The organism is Mycobacterium sp. 1482292.6 (genome assembly GCF_001672995.1).
In the GTDB taxonomy this organism is placed as follows: Bacteria; Actinomycetota; Actinomycetes; order Mycobacteriales; family Mycobacteriaceae; genus Mycobacterium; species Mycobacterium europaeum_A.
Genome location: NZ_LZKV01000064.1, coordinates 16021 through 30225, shown reverse-complemented (window position 1 = coordinate 30225; position 14205 = coordinate 16021). Strand labels below are relative to the sequence as shown.

Annotated in this window: 15 protein-coding genes and 1 other RNA gene; 8 read left to right on the top strand and 8 right to left on the bottom strand. The window is 69.6% G+C overall.

Annotation, left to right across the window (positions count from 1 at the left end):
- Positions 1-52 precede the first annotated feature (52 nt).
- Positions 53-1444 (bottom strand): wax ester/triacylglycerol synthase family O-acyltransferase, encoded by a 1392-nt coding sequence (locus A5624_RS05565; RefSeq protein WP_066862862.1) that lies wholly within the window; start codon positions 1442-1444, stop codon positions 53-55.
- A 145-nt stretch (positions 1445-1589) separates the two neighbouring features.
- Between A5624_RS05565 and panB the strand changes: the two genes are divergently transcribed.
- Positions 1590-2438: a 3-methyl-2-oxobutanoate hydroxymethyltransferase gene (gene panB, locus A5624_RS05560; protein WP_066862859.1), complete on the top strand. Its 849-nt coding sequence runs from the start codon at positions 1590-1592 to the stop codon at positions 2436-2438.
- Between the two features lie 177 nt (positions 2439-2615).
- Positions 2616-3806 (top strand): 1,4-beta-xylanase, encoded by a 1191-nt coding sequence (locus tag A5624_RS05555; RefSeq protein WP_082990495.1) that lies wholly within the window; start codon positions 2616-2618, stop codon positions 3804-3806.
- Positions 3807-3816: 10 nt separating this feature from the next.
- On the opposite strand, the gene A5624_RS05550 is transcribed toward A5624_RS05555, so the two are convergent.
- Positions 3817-4197, bottom strand: coding sequence for a heme-binding protein (locus A5624_RS05550; protein WP_066862783.1), 381 nt, complete (start codon positions 4195-4197; stop codon positions 3817-3819).
- A 184-nt stretch (positions 4198-4381) separates the two neighbouring features.
- Here A5624_RS05550 and A5624_RS05545 point away from each other — a divergent pair, with 184 nt between their 5' ends.
- Together A5624_RS05545 and A5624_RS05540 are read left to right on the top strand one after the other, a co-directional pair.
- Positions 4382-4630 carry a hypothetical protein gene (locus tag A5624_RS05545; protein WP_066862780.1) on the top strand — a complete coding sequence of 83 codons (249 nt, stop codon included), beginning with the start codon at positions 4382-4384 and terminating at the stop codon, positions 4628-4630.
- Positions 4631-4729: 99 nt separating this feature from the next.
- Positions 4730-6274, top strand: a complete 1545-nt coding sequence (locus A5624_RS05540) for a CYTH and CHAD domain-containing protein (protein ID WP_066862777.1) — start codon at positions 4730-4732, stop codon at positions 6272-6274.
- 74 nt (positions 6275-6348) lie between these two features.
- Here A5624_RS05540 and rnpB read toward each other — a convergent pair.
- An RNA gene (gene rnpB, locus A5624_RS05535) (RNase P RNA component class A) lies at positions 6349-6749 on the bottom strand.
- A gap of 78 nt (positions 6750-6827) precedes the next feature.
- On the opposite strand from rnpB, the gene A5624_RS05530 reads away from it, so the two are divergent.
- Positions 6828-7538: a 2OG-Fe(II) oxygenase gene (locus A5624_RS05530; protein WP_066862853.1), complete on the top strand. Its 711-nt coding sequence runs from the start codon at positions 6828-6830 to the stop codon at positions 7536-7538.
- A 5-nt stretch (positions 7539-7543) separates the two neighbouring features.
- On the opposite strand, the gene A5624_RS05525 is transcribed toward A5624_RS05530, so the two are convergent.
- Complete coding sequence (locus A5624_RS05525) at positions 7544-8176, bottom strand: bifunctional 2-polyprenyl-6-hydroxyphenol methylase/3-demethylubiquinol 3-O-methyltransferase UbiG (protein ID WP_066862773.1); 633 nt, start codon at positions 8174-8176, stop codon at positions 7544-7546.
- Between the two features lie 47 nt (positions 8177-8223).
- Between A5624_RS05525 and A5624_RS05520 the strand changes: the two genes are divergently transcribed.
- The 3 genes from A5624_RS05520 to A5624_RS05510 all read left to right on the top strand — a co-directional run bounded on the left by A5624_RS05520 (position 8224) and on the right by A5624_RS05510 (position 10119).
- Positions 8224-8799, top strand: coding sequence for a helix-turn-helix domain-containing protein (locus tag A5624_RS05520; protein WP_066862771.1), 576 nt, complete (start codon positions 8224-8226; stop codon positions 8797-8799).
- 122 nt (positions 8800-8921) lie between these two features.
- Entirely contained in the window at positions 8922-9764 is an 843-nt protein-coding gene (locus A5624_RS05515; RefSeq protein ID WP_066862850.1) for an AraC family transcriptional regulator, read from the top strand.
- Positions 9718-10119, top strand: a complete 402-nt coding sequence (locus tag A5624_RS05510; protein WP_066862767.1) for a VOC family protein — start codon at positions 9718-9720, stop codon at positions 10117-10119. The genes A5624_RS05515 and A5624_RS05510 overlap by 47 nt, the downstream gene beginning before the upstream one ends.
- Positions 10120-10122: 3 nt before the next feature.
- Here the strand turns inward: A5624_RS05510 and A5624_RS05505 are convergent, their stop codons facing one another.
- Genes A5624_RS05505 through cobC form a run of 4 tightly spaced genes read right to left on the bottom strand, consistent with a single transcriptional unit; the run spans position 10123 to position 14142 of the window.
- The gene (locus A5624_RS05505; RefSeq protein WP_066862764.1) at positions 10123-11253 is read right to left on the bottom strand and encodes a bifunctional RNase H/acid phosphatase; all 1131 of its coding nucleotides are present in this window, start codon (positions 11251-11253) and stop codon (positions 10123-10125) included.
- On the bottom strand, positions 11250-11987 hold the full coding sequence (locus A5624_RS05500) for a zinc ribbon domain-containing protein (RefSeq protein WP_066862761.1): 738 nt from the start codon (positions 11985-11987) through the stop codon (positions 11250-11252). The genes A5624_RS05505 and A5624_RS05500 overlap by 4 nt, the downstream gene beginning before the upstream one ends.
- On the bottom strand, positions 11984-13117 hold the full coding sequence (locus tag A5624_RS05495) for a Nif3-like dinuclear metal center hexameric protein (RefSeq protein ID WP_066862758.1): 1134 nt from the start codon (positions 13115-13117) through the stop codon (positions 11984-11986). The genes A5624_RS05500 and A5624_RS05495 overlap by 4 nt, the downstream gene beginning before the upstream one ends.
- On the bottom strand, positions 13114-14142 hold the full coding sequence (gene cobC / locus A5624_RS05490) for an Rv2231c family pyridoxal phosphate-dependent protein CobC (protein ID WP_066862754.1): 1029 nt from the start codon (positions 14140-14142) through the stop codon (positions 13114-13116). Before cobC ends, A5624_RS05495 begins: the two co-directional genes overlap by 4 nt.
- Positions 14143-14205 lie beyond the last annotated feature (63 nt).

Here is a 14205-nt window from a genome sequence, read left to right as displayed (position 1 = left end):
CTATGCTGCCAGAGGAAACCTGAGATCCGGATGAGCGGCACCGCCGCCGGAGCTACCGCGCGAGCGCAAGCAGCTCTTCGAGCCCCACCGCGAACTCGTCGGCAATCTCCCACAGGTCCGGCACCAGATCCGGACAGGCGACCAGCCCGACGTCGAGTTTGCCCTGCAGCGACATCGCGGTGATGTTGAGTCCCGAGCCGTGAAAAATCGGCCCCAACGGATACATCGATTTGACCTCGCAGCCCAGCAGGTACAGCGGAACCTGCGGCCCGGGCACGTTGGAGACGACCAAATTGTGCACCGGCATGCTGTCGGTGAACCGGGTTCTGGCATACAACCGCATCGCAATACCGAAAACCGCCGGCGCGGCGAATTGCGACCAATCCTGCAGCAGTGATGCGCCGATAGCTGAACTGTGTTCTTTGGCAATCGAATTCGCCTCGGCGATGGCTTTCAGGCGTTCCACGGGATCGTCGATCTGGGTATGCAAACAGGAAAACATCGCCGATACCTGATTGCGGCCGGGCCGGTCGGATTTGCCGTGCACCGAAACCGGGACCGAAGCCACCAGCGACGACTTCGGCATTTCATTTCGGTCGGTCAGGTATTGGCGCAGCACACCGGAAACCAAGGCCATCACGACGTCGTTGACTTTGACGTCGAAATGGTTCTTCACCGTTTTGATGTCGCCGAGATCCAATTCGGCATAAGCGACGTTGCGGCGGTCGCTGATTCTGGCGTTGAAGACGGTCCGCGGCGCCGCGAAGGGACGGGCCATGGTCAGGCCGTCGCGCGCCCGCCGCACGGTGGCGAGCACCGACGAGACGGTGTCGGGCACCACGTTGGCCAGGTGCAGCGGCCGGGTCGCGAAGCGGACCAGCCCGCCCGCCGCGATCTGCCAACCATGGGCTCCGCCGACGCCCTCGGCCGGCTCCGGCGGCGGGGCGTCGGGCTCGGTCGCGCACAACTGCGACATCAGGCTCGCGCCGGTCACCCCGTCGACGCCGGCGTGGTGCACCTTGGTCATCACCGCCAACCGCCCGTCCCGGTGGCAGTCCGTGCCGGCCACGCCCTCGATGACCCACATCTCCCACAGCGGCCGGCCACGATCCAACGGTGTCTCGGCGATGTGGCCGCAGATCTCGGAAAGCTCGGTCCGCCCGCCCGGTGCCGGCACCGCGATGCGGTGCAGGTGACGGTTGATATCGAATTTCTCGTCGTCCACCCAGACCGGGTGGTCGAGGTTCAGCGGACTGTTGGCCAGCTTCTCGCGGAAAGCCGGGATCGCCTTGATGCGCAGTGCCAGCGCGTCGCGCAGCCGGTCGAAGGCATAACCGCCCGGCACCGTCGACGTGTCCAGTTCGATGATCGAGCACACATGCAGAGGCTGCGACGACGTCTCGAGATACAGGAAGCTGGCGTCCAGTCCACTCAGCCGCTGCATGCGCAGCATGGTATGTCTCACACTGCCGCGGCGGTGCAACTGCGCAGAAGAAATGGCAGAATCAGGTAGTCAAACGAACCCGGGGACCAGTCAGGATTGACCCTGCAGGCCACGAGGATCGAACCGACCACCACTAGGGACAATGATGTCTGAGCACAACGTTTACGGTGCCAACTCGCCTGCGCAGCCCGAAAAGCCGCGGCCCAAGATTCGCACCCATCACCTGCAGAAGATGAAGGCCGAGGGCCACAAGTGGGCCATGTTGACGGCCTACGACTATTCGACAGCCCGCGTTTTCGACGAGGCCGGCATCCCGGTCCTGCTGGTCGGCGACTCGGCGGCCAACGTGGTGTACGGCTACGACACCACCGTGCCCGTCTCGATCGACGAATTGATTCCGCTGGTGCGCGGCGTGGTGCGGGGTGCCCCGCACGCGCTGGTCGTCGCCGACCTGCCGTTTGGGAGCTACGAGGCCGGACCGGCCGCCGCGCTGGCCGCCGCCACCCGCTTCATGAAGGAGGGCGGCGCGCACGCGGTCAAGCTCGAGGGCGGCGAGCGGGTCGCCGAGCAGATCGCCTGCCTGACCGCCGCCGGCATCCCGGTGATGGCGCACATCGGGTTCACCCCGCAAAGCGTGAACGGCCTGGGCGGATTTCGGGTGCAGGGCCGCGGTGACGCGGCGGAGCAGACCGTGCACGACGCGATCGCCGTCGCCGAGGCCGGTGCGTTCGCCGTCGTGATGGAGATGGTGCCCGCCGAGCTGGCCACCCAGATCACCGGCAAGCTGACCATCCCCACGGTCGGGATCGGGGCCGGACCGAACTGCGACGGCCAGGTCCTGGTCTGGCAGGACATGGCCGGCATGAGCAGCGGCAAGGCCGCCCGCTTCGTCAAGCGGTTCGCCGACATCGGCGGGGAATTGCGCCGGGCCGCAACGCAATATGCGCAAGAGGTGGCCGGCGGGACCTTCCCCGCCGAAGAGCACTGCTTCTAGATCCACCCCGGCGAATTCCTCACCGCACGCTGCACGCCTGGTCGGCGGCGTTACCGCTGTCACCGCCCAACCGCTGAAAAGCGTTGCGCTACAGCGCTGTACGATTGCCCGTAGAGACCAACCGAACTCTGACGAGCAGGGGTGGACCACATCGACCGGGGGAATCGCGGTGACTCCGTGCACCGTCGAGCGGTGTTGACGTTGCCGCTGCTGGTGGCAGGATGCATGGCTTTGGCCCAGACGCCGCGCGCGTCCGCCCAACCGCCCCGCACCTCGCCGCAGGCGGCCCGGTGGTCACCCGAGCGCGCCAACCGCTGGTATCAGGCGCAGGGCTGGCCGGTCGGTGCCAACTACATCACCTCCAGCGCCATCAACCAGCTGGAGATGTTCCAACGCGAAACCTTCGACCCGCGGCGCATCGACACCGAACTGGGCTGGGCGCGGACCAACGGGTTCAACGCGATACGGGTGTTCCTGCACGATCAGCTATGGGCGCAGGATTACCGCGGGTTTCAGGTGCGCCTCGCCCAATTCGTCGACATCGCAGCACGGCACGGCATCAAGCCGCTGTTCGTCCTGTTCGATTCGTGCTGGGATCCCTTCCCCCAGGCGGGCCCGCAGCGCGCGCCCCGGCCGGGCATCCACAACTCCGGCTGGGTGCAGAGCCCGGGGGCGGCGCGCCTCGACGATCCCGGCTACCTGCACACCATGCGCGGCTATGTCACCGGGGTGCTGACGCAGTTCCGCAGCGACGACCGCGTCCTGGGTTGGGACCTGTGGAACGAGCCGGACAACCCGGCCGATGCCTACGCCAAGGTCGAGCGGAAAGACAAGGTGGATCTGGTCGCCCGGCTACTTCCGCAGGTGTTCGAGTGGGCGCGGCTGGTCGATCCCTGCCAGCCGTTGACCAGCGGCGTCTGGCACGGCGAGTGGGCCGACCCGGGTCGCCGCAGCGTCATCAGCGGCATCCAGCTCGACAACTCCGACGTCATCACCTTTCACTCCTACGCCGCGCCGGCGGAGTTCGAGAGCCGCATCGCCGAACTCGTACCGCAGGGCCGGCCCATCCTGTGCACCGAGTACATGGCCCGGCCGTTGGGCAGCACGGTCCAAGACATCCTGCCCATCGCCAAGCGCGCAGGCGTCGGCGCGTTCAACTGGGGACTGGTCGCCGGCAAGACGCAGACCTACTTCCCCTGGGATTCCTGGGACCAGCCGAACCCGGACCCGGCGATGCCGCAGGAGTGGTTTCACGACCTGCTCGGCCCGGACGGGCGGCCATTCCGCGACACCGAGATCCAGACGATCCTCGAGTGCGGCGACCTGGCGATGCACCTGCAGCCGCCGGCACCACCGCCGGCGGGCTGACGGCGCTCGGTCAGCGGCACCGATTCTGAAAGTCGGTCAGCGGCTGGCGGATGCCCTCGAGGTCGGCGTGGGTCTGCGGGTTGGCGTCCATGTACTGCTTCAGCTGCGCCCGCATGTCGTCGCGCGGCTGCCCCTTCAAACTGGTGAAGTACGCGTTGACGTCCGGGTGGGCGAACAGATACGCCGACGTCGCCGCGGCGACGCCCGACGACACCTGGGCAAGGTCGGCCGCCGTGCAATCCGGTTGCGACGAGGGCGCCGGTTCGGGATCGTCCGCCGGCCAATCCGCGGCGGCCGAACCGGCCGTCGCGAAAAGCATCGCCACGCTCACCGCGCCGGCCGCTATTGCGCCGGACGCGACCCGGGCCGCCGGGCGAACAAAAGACACCATGGAAACGCTCCTTCGTCTTCGCGTCCGCAGGCGCGGCCGTTCGTACCGCAAACCATAAGGGGTTTTCTCGCCGCGCATGCGCGAATTCGGGCCGCATGGAAATGCGGATTCATTCCTCGATCTCGGCCCGCCCGCAGCGCTACGACGGCACAATGCTTCCAGGGTGGCTGGAAGGAGACCGGAGATGAATCGGCGCCGCTGGTTTGCCGCGTTGCTGGCGTTCTCGGGCTTGGCCGGGATTCCCGCCATTGTTAGTCCGGCCCATTCCGCCGATCGGGTGCAGGCGACGGTGTGCGTGGGCGCGGGCCGGCGCATTTCGGTGAGCGGGTGCACCAACATCGCCGACAACATTCAACGCTATGTCCCGCCGCCGGCGGTGTATGCGCCGCTGCCCGAAGACGACACGACGGCCCCTCCTCCGCCGCCGCCGTAAGCCGCGGCCGCCGCCGGCCGATCCGCGGCGGCCTCGTCTTTTCGGTATGGCAGGCTATGGGTGCCCTACGCGCCCGCCCCGCCTTCAGTGGAGCCGAAGATGCCTGCAAAAGCGCCGCAGACCTCGCGTCATCTCGAGGTCGAGCGCAAGTTCGACGTGGTCGAGTCCACCGTGTCGCCCTCGTTCGAAGGGATCGCCGCGGTGGCGCACGTCGAGAAGTCGCCGATGCAAACCCTCGATGCGACGTACTTCGACACGCCCCTACACGACTTGGCGCGCAACAAGATAACGCTGCGCCGCCGCACCGGCGGCACCGATGCCGGATGGCACCTGAAGCTGCCTTCCGGGCCCGACGCCCGCACCGAGGTACGCACACCGCTGGACGCCTCCGGCGCAAACGACAGTGTGCCCGACGAGCTGACCGACGTGGTGTTGGCGATCGTCCGCGACCGGCCGCTGCAGCCCGTCGCGCGCATCACCACCCGCCGGGAGAGCCAGGTGCTGTACGACGCCGCGGGCACCGCGCTGGCCGAGTTCAGCAACGACCATGTCGTCGCGTGGTCGACGCGGGACTCCGACGACGCCGACGCACCGACCGAGCAGGAATGGCGCGAGTGGGAGCTGGAGCTGCTGGAGGCCGGCGGGCTGTCCAGCGGCACGGCCGGCGTCGAGTTGTTGAACCGGTTGAGCAATCGGCTGCTGGACGCCGGCGCCGCACCGGCGGGTCACGGCTCCAAGCTGGCGCGGGTGCTGGGCACCACGCCGGCGGCCGACGGCGCTGCGCCGCCGGAAGATCCGCTGCAGCGCGCGATCGCCGAGCAGGTGCGCGAGCTCCTGGTGTGGGACCGCGCGGTGCGCGCCGACGCCTACGACTCCATCCACCAGATGCGGGTGACGACCCGCAAGTTGCGCAGCCTGCTGCGGGACTACCAGGAGTCATTCGGGCTGCCCGACGACGGCTGGGTGCTCGACGAGTTGCGTGAGCTCGCCGGGATCCTGGGGGTGGCGCGCGACGCCGAGGTGCTCGCCGAGCGATACGAACGCGACTTGGACTCGCTCGCACCGGAATTGGTGCGCGGGCCGGTGCGCGAACGTCTGGTCGGGGGTGCGCAGCGGCGCTACCAGACCGGGCTGCGCCGGTCCCTGATCGCGATGCGCTCGCAGCGATACTTCCGCCTGCTCGACTCCCTCGACCTGATAGCGGCCGAGATCCCCGGCGCGGCCACCGCCGAGGCACCGGCGCCGGTGACCATCGACGCCGCCTACAAGAAGGTCCGCAAGGCCCAGAAGGCCGCCGCCGAGGTGGACCGCGAGCACCCGGACGACCAACACCAACGCGACGAGGCGATACATCGGATCCGCAAGCGCGCCAAGCGACTTCGCTACACCGCCTCGGCGACCGGCGCGGCCGGGGTGTCCGAACAGGCCAAGGCGGTCCAGTCGCTGCTGGGCGATCATCAAGACAGCGTCGTCAGCCGCGAGCACCTGCGTCAGGAAGCCGAAGCCGCGCACGCCGCCGGCGAGGACACCTTCACCTACGGGCTGTTGTACCAGCGGGAGGCCGACCTGGCCGATCGGTGCCGCGACAAGCTCGACGACACGCTGCGCAAACTCGCCAAAGCGGTGCGCAAAGCGGGGCATTAGCTGCCGAGCAGACGTAAAAGCACCCATTTTGACGCCAAAATGGGTGCTTTTACGTCTGGTCACCAATGGGCGGGCGGACGAGTTGGCCTGTAAGCCGGATTCTGTTCCGCGCGGCCGCGCATAGGCAACGGCGGCGCGGCGGCGACCATCCATCTGGACACACCGTCACCGGGTGCCTCGAGCGGCCTACCCGCAGGCTCGGGCGAGCAGCCCTCGAACGCCTGCGCGGCCACACCTTAGGTGCGGCCTTCTTGGCCTTGCTTCGGGTGGGGTTTGCCGAGCCACCCCGGTCACCCGGGATGCTGGTGCGCTCTTACCGCACCGTTTCACCCTTACCACCCGTGGGTGGCGGTCTGTTTTCTGTGGCACTTTCCCGCGAGTCACCTCGGATTGCCGTTAGCAATCACCCTGCTCTGTGAAGTCCGGACTTTCCTCGAACCGCCTTGCGACGGTCCGCGGCCGCCCGGCCAACTCGTCCGCGACGAACCACGGTACTACCTGCACCCATGCCGGGGCCAGCAACCACGGCTCGCGCGGCTCTATCGTGGACCTGATGGGCCGATGGAACAAGCGCGTGGACTCCGGCGATTGGCTTGGGATCGCTGCGGAGGTCGACGAGTACGGCGGGGCGCTGCTGCCGCGGCTGATCACGCCCACCGAAGCGGCCCGCCTGCGCGCGCTTTACGCCGACGACGGCCTGTTCCGGTCGACCATCGACATGGCGCCCAAACGCTATGGCGCCGGGCAGTACCGCTATTTTCATGCGCCCTACCCCGAACCCATCGAGGCGCTCAAGCAGGCCCTCTACCCCCGGCTGCTGCCGATCGCGCGCGAGTGGTGGGCCAAGCTCGGCCGGGACGCGCCGTGGCCGGACAGCCTCGACGATTGGCTGGCGGCCTGCCACGCCGCCGGCCAGCGCAGGTCCACCGCCCTGATGCTGAAATACGGTGCGGGTGACTGGAATGCGCTGCATCGAGACCTGTATGGTGACTTGGTTTTTCCGCTCCAGGTCGTCATCAACCTGAGCAACCCGGACACCGACTACACCGGCGGCGAATTCCTGCTCGTCGAGCAACGGCTGCGGGCCCAATCCCGTGGCATGGCAACACAATTGCCGCAGGGGCACGGGTATGTCTTCACCACCCGGGAACGGCCGGTGCCCTCGGCGCGGGGTTGGTCCGCGGCGCCGGTGCGCCACGGGGTCTCGGTGGTTCGCTCCGGTGAGCGCTATGCGATGGGACTGATCTTTCACGACGCGGCGTAACAGGCCTACCCGGTTCGTCGCAGGACCATCACGTTGTCGGCCATCGTTCCGAGTTCCCCGTTCGGGCCGACCATTTCGCGCTCGACGGCCTCGGTCCGCAGCCGCGTCCAGCGCGGCGCGTCGAGATCCAGCGACCCGAGGACCTCCTCGATCCCGGGGAAGTGGTGATCGTGATGCTCCGCCCATGGCGGGGGCGCACCGTGGTCGACGATCAACAGCACGCCACCGCGATTCACCCGCTCGGCCGCCCGCTGCAACACCCCGTCGCGTTCCAGCCGGGCCGGCGAGTGCAGATATTGCGCGGACACCAGATCGAAGGTCCCGTCCGGGAAGCTCTCATTGAGATCATGACGCTGAAAGTCGATGCGCGCGAGCAGATTCCGTGCCGACGCGGCCTCTTTCGCCCGGCGCAGCGCGGTGGCCGAGACGTCCACGGCCACCACCTGCCAGCCGCGCTCGGCCAGCCACAGGGCGTCGGCCCCCTCCCCGCAGCCCAGGTCGAGCGCCCGGCCCACCGGCAGGTCGGCGGTCACCTCGGCCAGGCGGGGATTGACCCGTCCGCTCCACACCCGCTCCGCCGAGCGGTAGCGCTCCTCCCAAAACTGCACAGCATCATCAGGTTTGCACGAATTCTCCATACCGCGAGCTTGCCTACCCCGTGCCTCATTTGCCAAGCTGAATTGCCATGCAGGCAAAAACCACCCCCGACATCGACCTCCTGGTGCGCCAGCGGCTCCGGGAACTGCGCGCGCAACGCGGCCTGACGCTGCAGGAGGTCGGCGAGCGGGCCGGGATCGACGTCTCGACGCTGAGCCGCCTCGAATCCGGGAAACGTCGGCTGGCTTTGGATCACCTGCCCCGGCTGGCCCGGGCCCTGTCGGTCAGCACCGACGAACTGTTGCAGGCGCCGCCGGCTCCCGACCCGCGGGTGCGCGGCGCCGCGCGCACCCACCACGGCGTCACCTATTGGCCGCTGACCCGGCAGGGCCCCGCCGGCGGCCTGCACGCGTTCAAGGTCCGGGTCAGCGCGCGGCGCCGCACCCCGCCCGCCGAGCTGCCGGTGCACGAGGGCCAGGACTGGATGTATGTGCTCTCCGGGCGGATGCGGCTCATTTTGGGCGAGCGCGACTTCACCATCGACCCCGGCCAGGCCGTCGAGTTCTCGACATGGACGCCGCACTGGTTCGGCGTGGTGGACGGCCCGGTGGAGGCCATCGTCATCTTCGGCCCGCACGGCGAGCGCCTCCACCTGCACAGCTGAACGGCACCCGCGCAAACGGCCCGACCGTCGCGTTCACCCGGGCGCGGCGTTAGCGTGGCGTGGTGGACCGGGCTTGGGAATACGCCGTCGCGCCGCCGCGCAGCGCGCCCGGTGTCGTCTCGATGGTCGGCTACCGGGGCCTCGACGTTCCCGACGGCGTGCACCGTGGCATGCCGTCGGCGACGTTGACCTTCATCGTCAGCCTGGACGACGGGGTGGAGGCCGGTGACACCGCCGGCGCCCTCGCGGTGGCCCGCCCCAACCCGTTGCTGCTCGGCGGCCTGCACTTGCGGGCCAGTCACGTGCGGCAACGGCGCGGGCAGGCCGGCGTGCAGCTGGCCGTGCATCCGCTCGCGGCGCGTGCGCTGTTCGGCGTGCCGAGCGCCGAGCTTCTCCTCGCCGAATACGACGCGACCGCCGTGCTGGATCGCGGCGCCGTCGAACTGCACCATCGGGTGACCGAAGCGCACGGCTGGCCGGACGCGTTCGCGCTGGTGGCCGGCTACCTCATCGACGCACGGCAATGCCGGGACGCCGCGACGGTGCGGCCCGAGGTCGCACAAGCCTGGCATCTGCTGCAGCGCAGCCGGGGCCGGGCCCCGGTCACCGGCCTGGCCGACGCGGTCGGCGTCACGCCGCGACACCTCACGACGCTGTTTCGCCAGGAGGTCGGGCACTCGCCGAAGACCGTGGCGATGCTCATGCGGTTCCAGCATGCGACGGCGCGGATCGCCGAGTCGGCACGCCGCTACGGACGCGTCGACCTCGCACGAGTCGCGACCGCCACGGGGTACAGCGACCAGGCGCACATGACCCGCGAGTTCGTCCGGTTCGCCGGTGTGCCGCCGCGACAGTGGCTGGCCGAGGAGTTCCGAAACATTCAAGACGGCGGCCACTCCTGCACCGCACAGTTCGAGGATGACCACTTCGAATCCGACCGTCTGGTTGACACTGCAAGCCCATAACGCGCCCAAGCTGATCGACTACTACGTCGACACATTCGGCTTCGTCCTCGCGGCGCGCTACGGCCAGGGTGAAACCGTCGATCACGCCCAACTGAACTGGCCGCAGGGTTGCGGCGGGATCATGCTCGGCAGCCACAAGCCCGGGGCGCAGTGGTGCCGCGAACCGGGCACCGCCGGCGGTTACATCGTCACCGCCGATCCCCAGACGCTCTACGAGCGCGTCCTGCAGCGCAAGGCCGACGTCGTGCGGCCGCTGGGCGAAACGGATTACGGCGCACGCGAATTCACGGTGCGCGATCCGGAAGGCAACCTGTGGTCCTTCGGCGACTACCGCGGCGAGACACCGCCGGCGTGACGCTTACAGATACGCGGTCTGGTTCACCAGGCGCACCGAAGACGCTCCGTCGGAATAGAATTCGGCAATGCTCAACGACGCGAGGTCGAGGTGCAACCGGTACAGGATGCCGGGCCCGGCGTCCAGTGCCTCGCGCAGCAACATCTTGATGGGGGTCACGTGCGAGACCACCAGCACCGTCGTACCCTGCTGGGCGGCGACGATCCGGTCACGGGCCGTCGACACCCGATCGGCCACCGCGTCGAAGCTCTCCCCGCCCGGCGGGGCGGTGCTGGTGTCGCGCAGCCAGCGGCCGTGCAGTTCGGGGTCGCGCTCGGCCGCCTCGGCGAACGTCAGCCCCTCCCAGGCGCCGAAGTCGGTCTCGATCAAGTCGTCGTCGACGGTGACGTCCAGCCCCAGCGCCTTGGCGGCGGCCGCCGCGGTGTCATAGGCCCGTTGCAGCGGCGAGGCGAAGACCGCCGAAATGCCGCCGCGCTGCGCCAGATAACGCCCCGCCGCGTCGGCCTGCCGGCGCCCCAGCTCGGTCAGCGCCGGGTTACCGCGCCCCGAATAGCGGCGGTGCACCGACAGCTCGGTCTGGCCATGCCGCAGCAACAGCAGCCGGGTCGGGGTGCCACGCGCGCCGGTCCAGCCCGGCGCGGACGGGGACGGCGTCGCCGCGGGCTCGACCGGTTCGGGTTTCGGCGCCGGCTCAGGCTTTGGCGCCGGTTCGGGCGTTTCCGTCACAGCCTCGGCCGCGGCGTCCATCGCCTCGTTGGCCAACCGATCGGCGTGCGTGTTGCGCTCCCGGGGGATCCACGCGTAGCTGATCCGCGCGAACCGCGCCGCGCGGCTTCGGGCCTGGTTGTGCAGCTCGATCAGGTCGGGGTGCTTGACCTTCCACCGCCCGGACATCTGTTCCACCAGCAGTTTGGAATCCAGGTACACCGCGGCCTCGGTGGCGCCCAAATTCAGGGCGTCGTCCAAACCGGCTATCAGACCCCGGTATTCGGCGACGTTGTTGGTCGCTCGGCCGATGGCCTGCTTGGCCTCGGCGAGCACGGTCGTGCGGTCCTGGTTCCACACCACCGCGCCGTATCCGGCCGGTCCGGGGTTGCCCCGCGATCCACCGTCGGCCTCGATCACGACCTTCACTGATCAAAACCCTTGACCCGCAGCAGGATCGCGCCGCATTCCGGGCAGCGCACCACCTCGTCCTCGGCGGCGGCCGAGATGCGGGACAGCTCGCCGCGGTCGATCTCGAGCCGGCAGGCCCCGCACCGACGACCCAGCAGCTGCCCGGCGCCCGGGCCTCCCCCGGCACGCTGGCGTTCGTACAGGGCGGACAGCGCCGGATCCAGTGCGGCGCTCAGCGAGTCACGCCGCGACGACTGAAGCTCACGGGCCTCGCTGAGCTCGGCGACCGCGGCATCGAGAGCCTCACGCGCGCTCGCCATTTCGGCCTCCAGTGACGCCAGCGTCTGCTGCTCACCGTCGAGCTGGGATTGCAGCTCCTCGCGACGTTCCATCACCTCCAGCAGCGAGTCCTCCAGGCTGGTTTGACGACGCTGCAGGGTCTCCAGCTCGTGCTGGAGGTCCGACAGTTGTTTGGCGTCGATCGTTCCCGACTGCAGCAGCGAGCGGTCGCGGTCTTCGCGCTGGCGCACCGCGTCGATCTCCGCCTCGAGCCGCGACACGTGGGCGTCGATGTCCTCCACGGCGATGCGCACGGCGCCCAGCCGGTCACCGGCGGCCTCGTACTCGGCCTGCAACCGCTCGCAGGCCTGTTGCTCCGGCAGATGCGTGGCCCGGTGTGCGATGCGGGACAGCTCGGCATCGAGTTTCGACAACTCGAGTAGGGAACGCTGCTGCGCCACTTCGGCTTTCATGAACTCTCATCCTGATGCTCGACGTTCCAAGGGTCGGTGCGAATCGAGCTCACCCGCACGGGAAGCTCCGCACCGAAACGCGACCGCAGCAGGCCGGCGGCCTGTTCACACCAGGGGAATTCACTTGCCCAATGTGCCACATCGATCAAGGCCACCTCGGAGGCCCGTCGGTGCTCGTCGGCCGGGTGGTGCCGCAGATCGGCCGTCACGAAAGCCTGCACGCCCGCACCGGCCGCGGCGGCCAGCAACGAATCCCCGGCGCCGCCGCAGACGGCGACCCGCGACACCGGCATGGCGGGGTCCCCCGCCGCCCGCACCCCCCACGAGGTGCGCGGCAGCGCCGCGCTGACGCGAGAGACGAAGTCGCGCAACGGTTCCGGACGCGCCAGGGTCGCGACGCGGCCCAGCCCGGTGTCGCCGGGCGGGGGTACCAGGGCGAAGATGTCGAAGGCGGGTTCCTCGTAGGGATGGGCGGCGCGCATCGCCGCCAGCACCGCGGCCCGGGAACGGGCGGGCGCGACCACCTCGAACCGGTCTTCGGCCACCCGCTCGACGTTGCCCACGCTGCCCACCGCCGGTGAGGCGCCTTCGTGCGGCAGGAACTGCCCGATGCCGCTGACGCTCCAGCTGCAGTGCGAATAGTCACCGATATGTCCGGCGCCGGCCGCGAACACCGCCGCCCGCACCGCGTCGGCGTTCTCGGCGGGCACGTAGACCACCCACTTGTCCAGGTCGGGTGCGTCCGTCGCCGGCTCGAGCACGGCCTCGACGTGCAGGCCCAGGACCGCGGCCAGCGCGTCGGACACCCCCGGGCAGGCGGAGTCGGCGTTGGTGTGTGCGGTGAACAGCGAGCGTCCGGTCCGGATCAACCGGTGCACCAGCGCGCCCTTGGGGGTGCTGGCCGCCACGGTGTCCACGCCGCGCAACAGCAACGGGTGATGGGCCAGCAGCAGGCCGGCATCGGGAACTTCGTCGACCACCTCCGGCGTGGCGTCGACCGCGACGGTCACCGACCGCAGCTCGTCGTCAGGGTCCCCGCAGACCAGCCCCACCGAATCCCAGGACTCGGCGAGCCGCGGCGGGTAGGCCTCGTCGAGCACCGCGATGACGTCGGCCAGCTTGATGCTCACCGGTCGGCCTCCGCGATCGCCCGCACCAGCAACGGCCACTCGCGGCGCACCGCGGCGCGCAGGTACCGCTCGTCCAGGCCGACGAACGTGTCACAGCGACGGATGGCAATCCCCCTGTCATGCAGTCGTTTTCGTAAATGAACGGCCTCCGGCGTGCGGAACAGCACGAACGGGGCCCGGCCGTCGACCACGTCGGCGCCCACCGAGGCCAGCCCGGCCACCATCTCGGCGCGCAGCTGCCCCAGTCCGGCCGCCCCGGCCGCCGCGTCGGCGACCGCCTGCGGATCGCAGCACGCCGCGATGGCCGTCAGCTGCAACGTCCCCACCGGCCAGTGCGCCCGCTGGGCGGTCAACCGCGCCAGCACGTCCGGGGAACCCAGCGCGTAGCCCACCCGCAGCCCGGCCAGCGCCCAGGTCTTGGTCAGGCTGCGCAGCACCAGCACGTCGGGCAGCGCGTCGCCGGCCAGCGATTCCGGCTCGCCGGGAATCGAGTCGGCGAACGCCTCGTCGACCACCAGGATCCGCCCGGGCCGGCGCAACGCCAGCAGTTGCTCGCGGGTGTGCAGCACCGAGGTGGGGTTGGTCGGATTCCCCACCACGACGAGGTCGGCGTCGTCGGGAACGATCGCGCCCGCCAGGCCGAACGGCGGCTCCAGCACCACGTGGTGCACCGGCACCCCGGCCGCGGTCAGCGCGACCGCCGGCTCGGTGAACGCCGGGGCGATGATCGCCGCCCGCCGCGGGCGCAGGTTGCCCAGCAGGGCGAACGCCTCGGCCGCCCCGGCAAGCGGCAACACCTCGTCGCGGGTCCGGCCGTGTCGCTGGGCCGCGGCGTCCTGCGCCCGGTGCGCGTCCTCGGGGCTCGGATAGCGCGCCAGGTCGGGCAGCCGCTCGGCCAGCCGGCGCAGCAGCCACTGCGGCGGTTGGCCGTGCCGGACGTTGACGGCGAAATCGAGCATCCCGGGCGCGACGGCCTGATCGCCGTGGTAGCGCGCCGCAGGCGGGCTCAGGTTCAGACTCGCCATCCGTGAAACACTAGTGCGCCGCGCGGGTCGGCCGGACGTACACCGGCATCACCGTCACGACCG

What these genes read in the sequence shown, in the direction of transcription:
- A5624_RS05500 (WP_066862761.1), bottom strand. Translation starts at nt 11,987, where the DNA reads ATGAAAGCCGAAGTGGCGCAGCAGCGTTCCCTACTCGAGTTGTCGAAA.
- A5624_RS05545 (WP_066862780.1), top strand. Translation starts at nt 4,382, where the DNA reads ATGAATCGGCGCCGCTGGTTTGCCGCGTTGCTGGCGTTCTCGGGCTTG.
- A5624_RS05565 (WP_066862862.1), bottom strand. Translation starts at nt 1,444, where the DNA reads ATGCAGCGGCTGAGTGGACTGGACGCCAGCTTCCTGTATCTCGAGACG.
- A5624_RS05540 (WP_066862777.1), top strand. Translation starts at nt 4,730, where the DNA reads ATGCCTGCAAAAGCGCCGCAGACCTCGCGTCATCTCGAGGTCGAGCGC.
- A5624_RS05550 (WP_066862783.1), bottom strand. Translation starts at nt 4,197, where the DNA reads ATGGTGTCTTTTGTTCGCCCGGCGGCCCGGGTCGCGTCCGGCGCAATA.
- cobC (WP_066862754.1), bottom strand. Translation starts at nt 14,142, where the DNA reads ATGGCGAGTCTGAACCTGAGCCCGCCTGCGGCGCGCTACCACGGCGAT.
- A5624_RS05515 (WP_066862850.1), top strand. Translation starts at nt 8,922, where the DNA reads ATGGTCGGCTACCGGGGCCTCGACGTTCCCGACGGCGTGCACCGTGGC.
- panB (WP_066862859.1), top strand. Translation starts at nt 1,590, where the DNA reads ATGTCTGAGCACAACGTTTACGGTGCCAACTCGCCTGCGCAGCCCGAA.
- A5624_RS05525 (WP_066862773.1), bottom strand. Translation starts at nt 8,176, where the DNA reads ATGGAGAATTCGTGCAAACCTGATGATGCTGTGCAGTTTTGGGAGGAG.
- A5624_RS05530 (WP_066862853.1), top strand. Translation starts at nt 6,828, where the DNA reads ATGGGCCGATGGAACAAGCGCGTGGACTCCGGCGATTGGCTTGGGATC.
- A5624_RS05510 (WP_066862767.1), top strand. Translation starts at nt 9,718, where the DNA reads ATGACCACTTCGAATCCGACCGTCTGGTTGACACTGCAAGCCCATAAC.
- A5624_RS05520 (WP_066862771.1), top strand. Translation starts at nt 8,224, where the DNA reads ATGCAGGCAAAAACCACCCCCGACATCGACCTCCTGGTGCGCCAGCGG.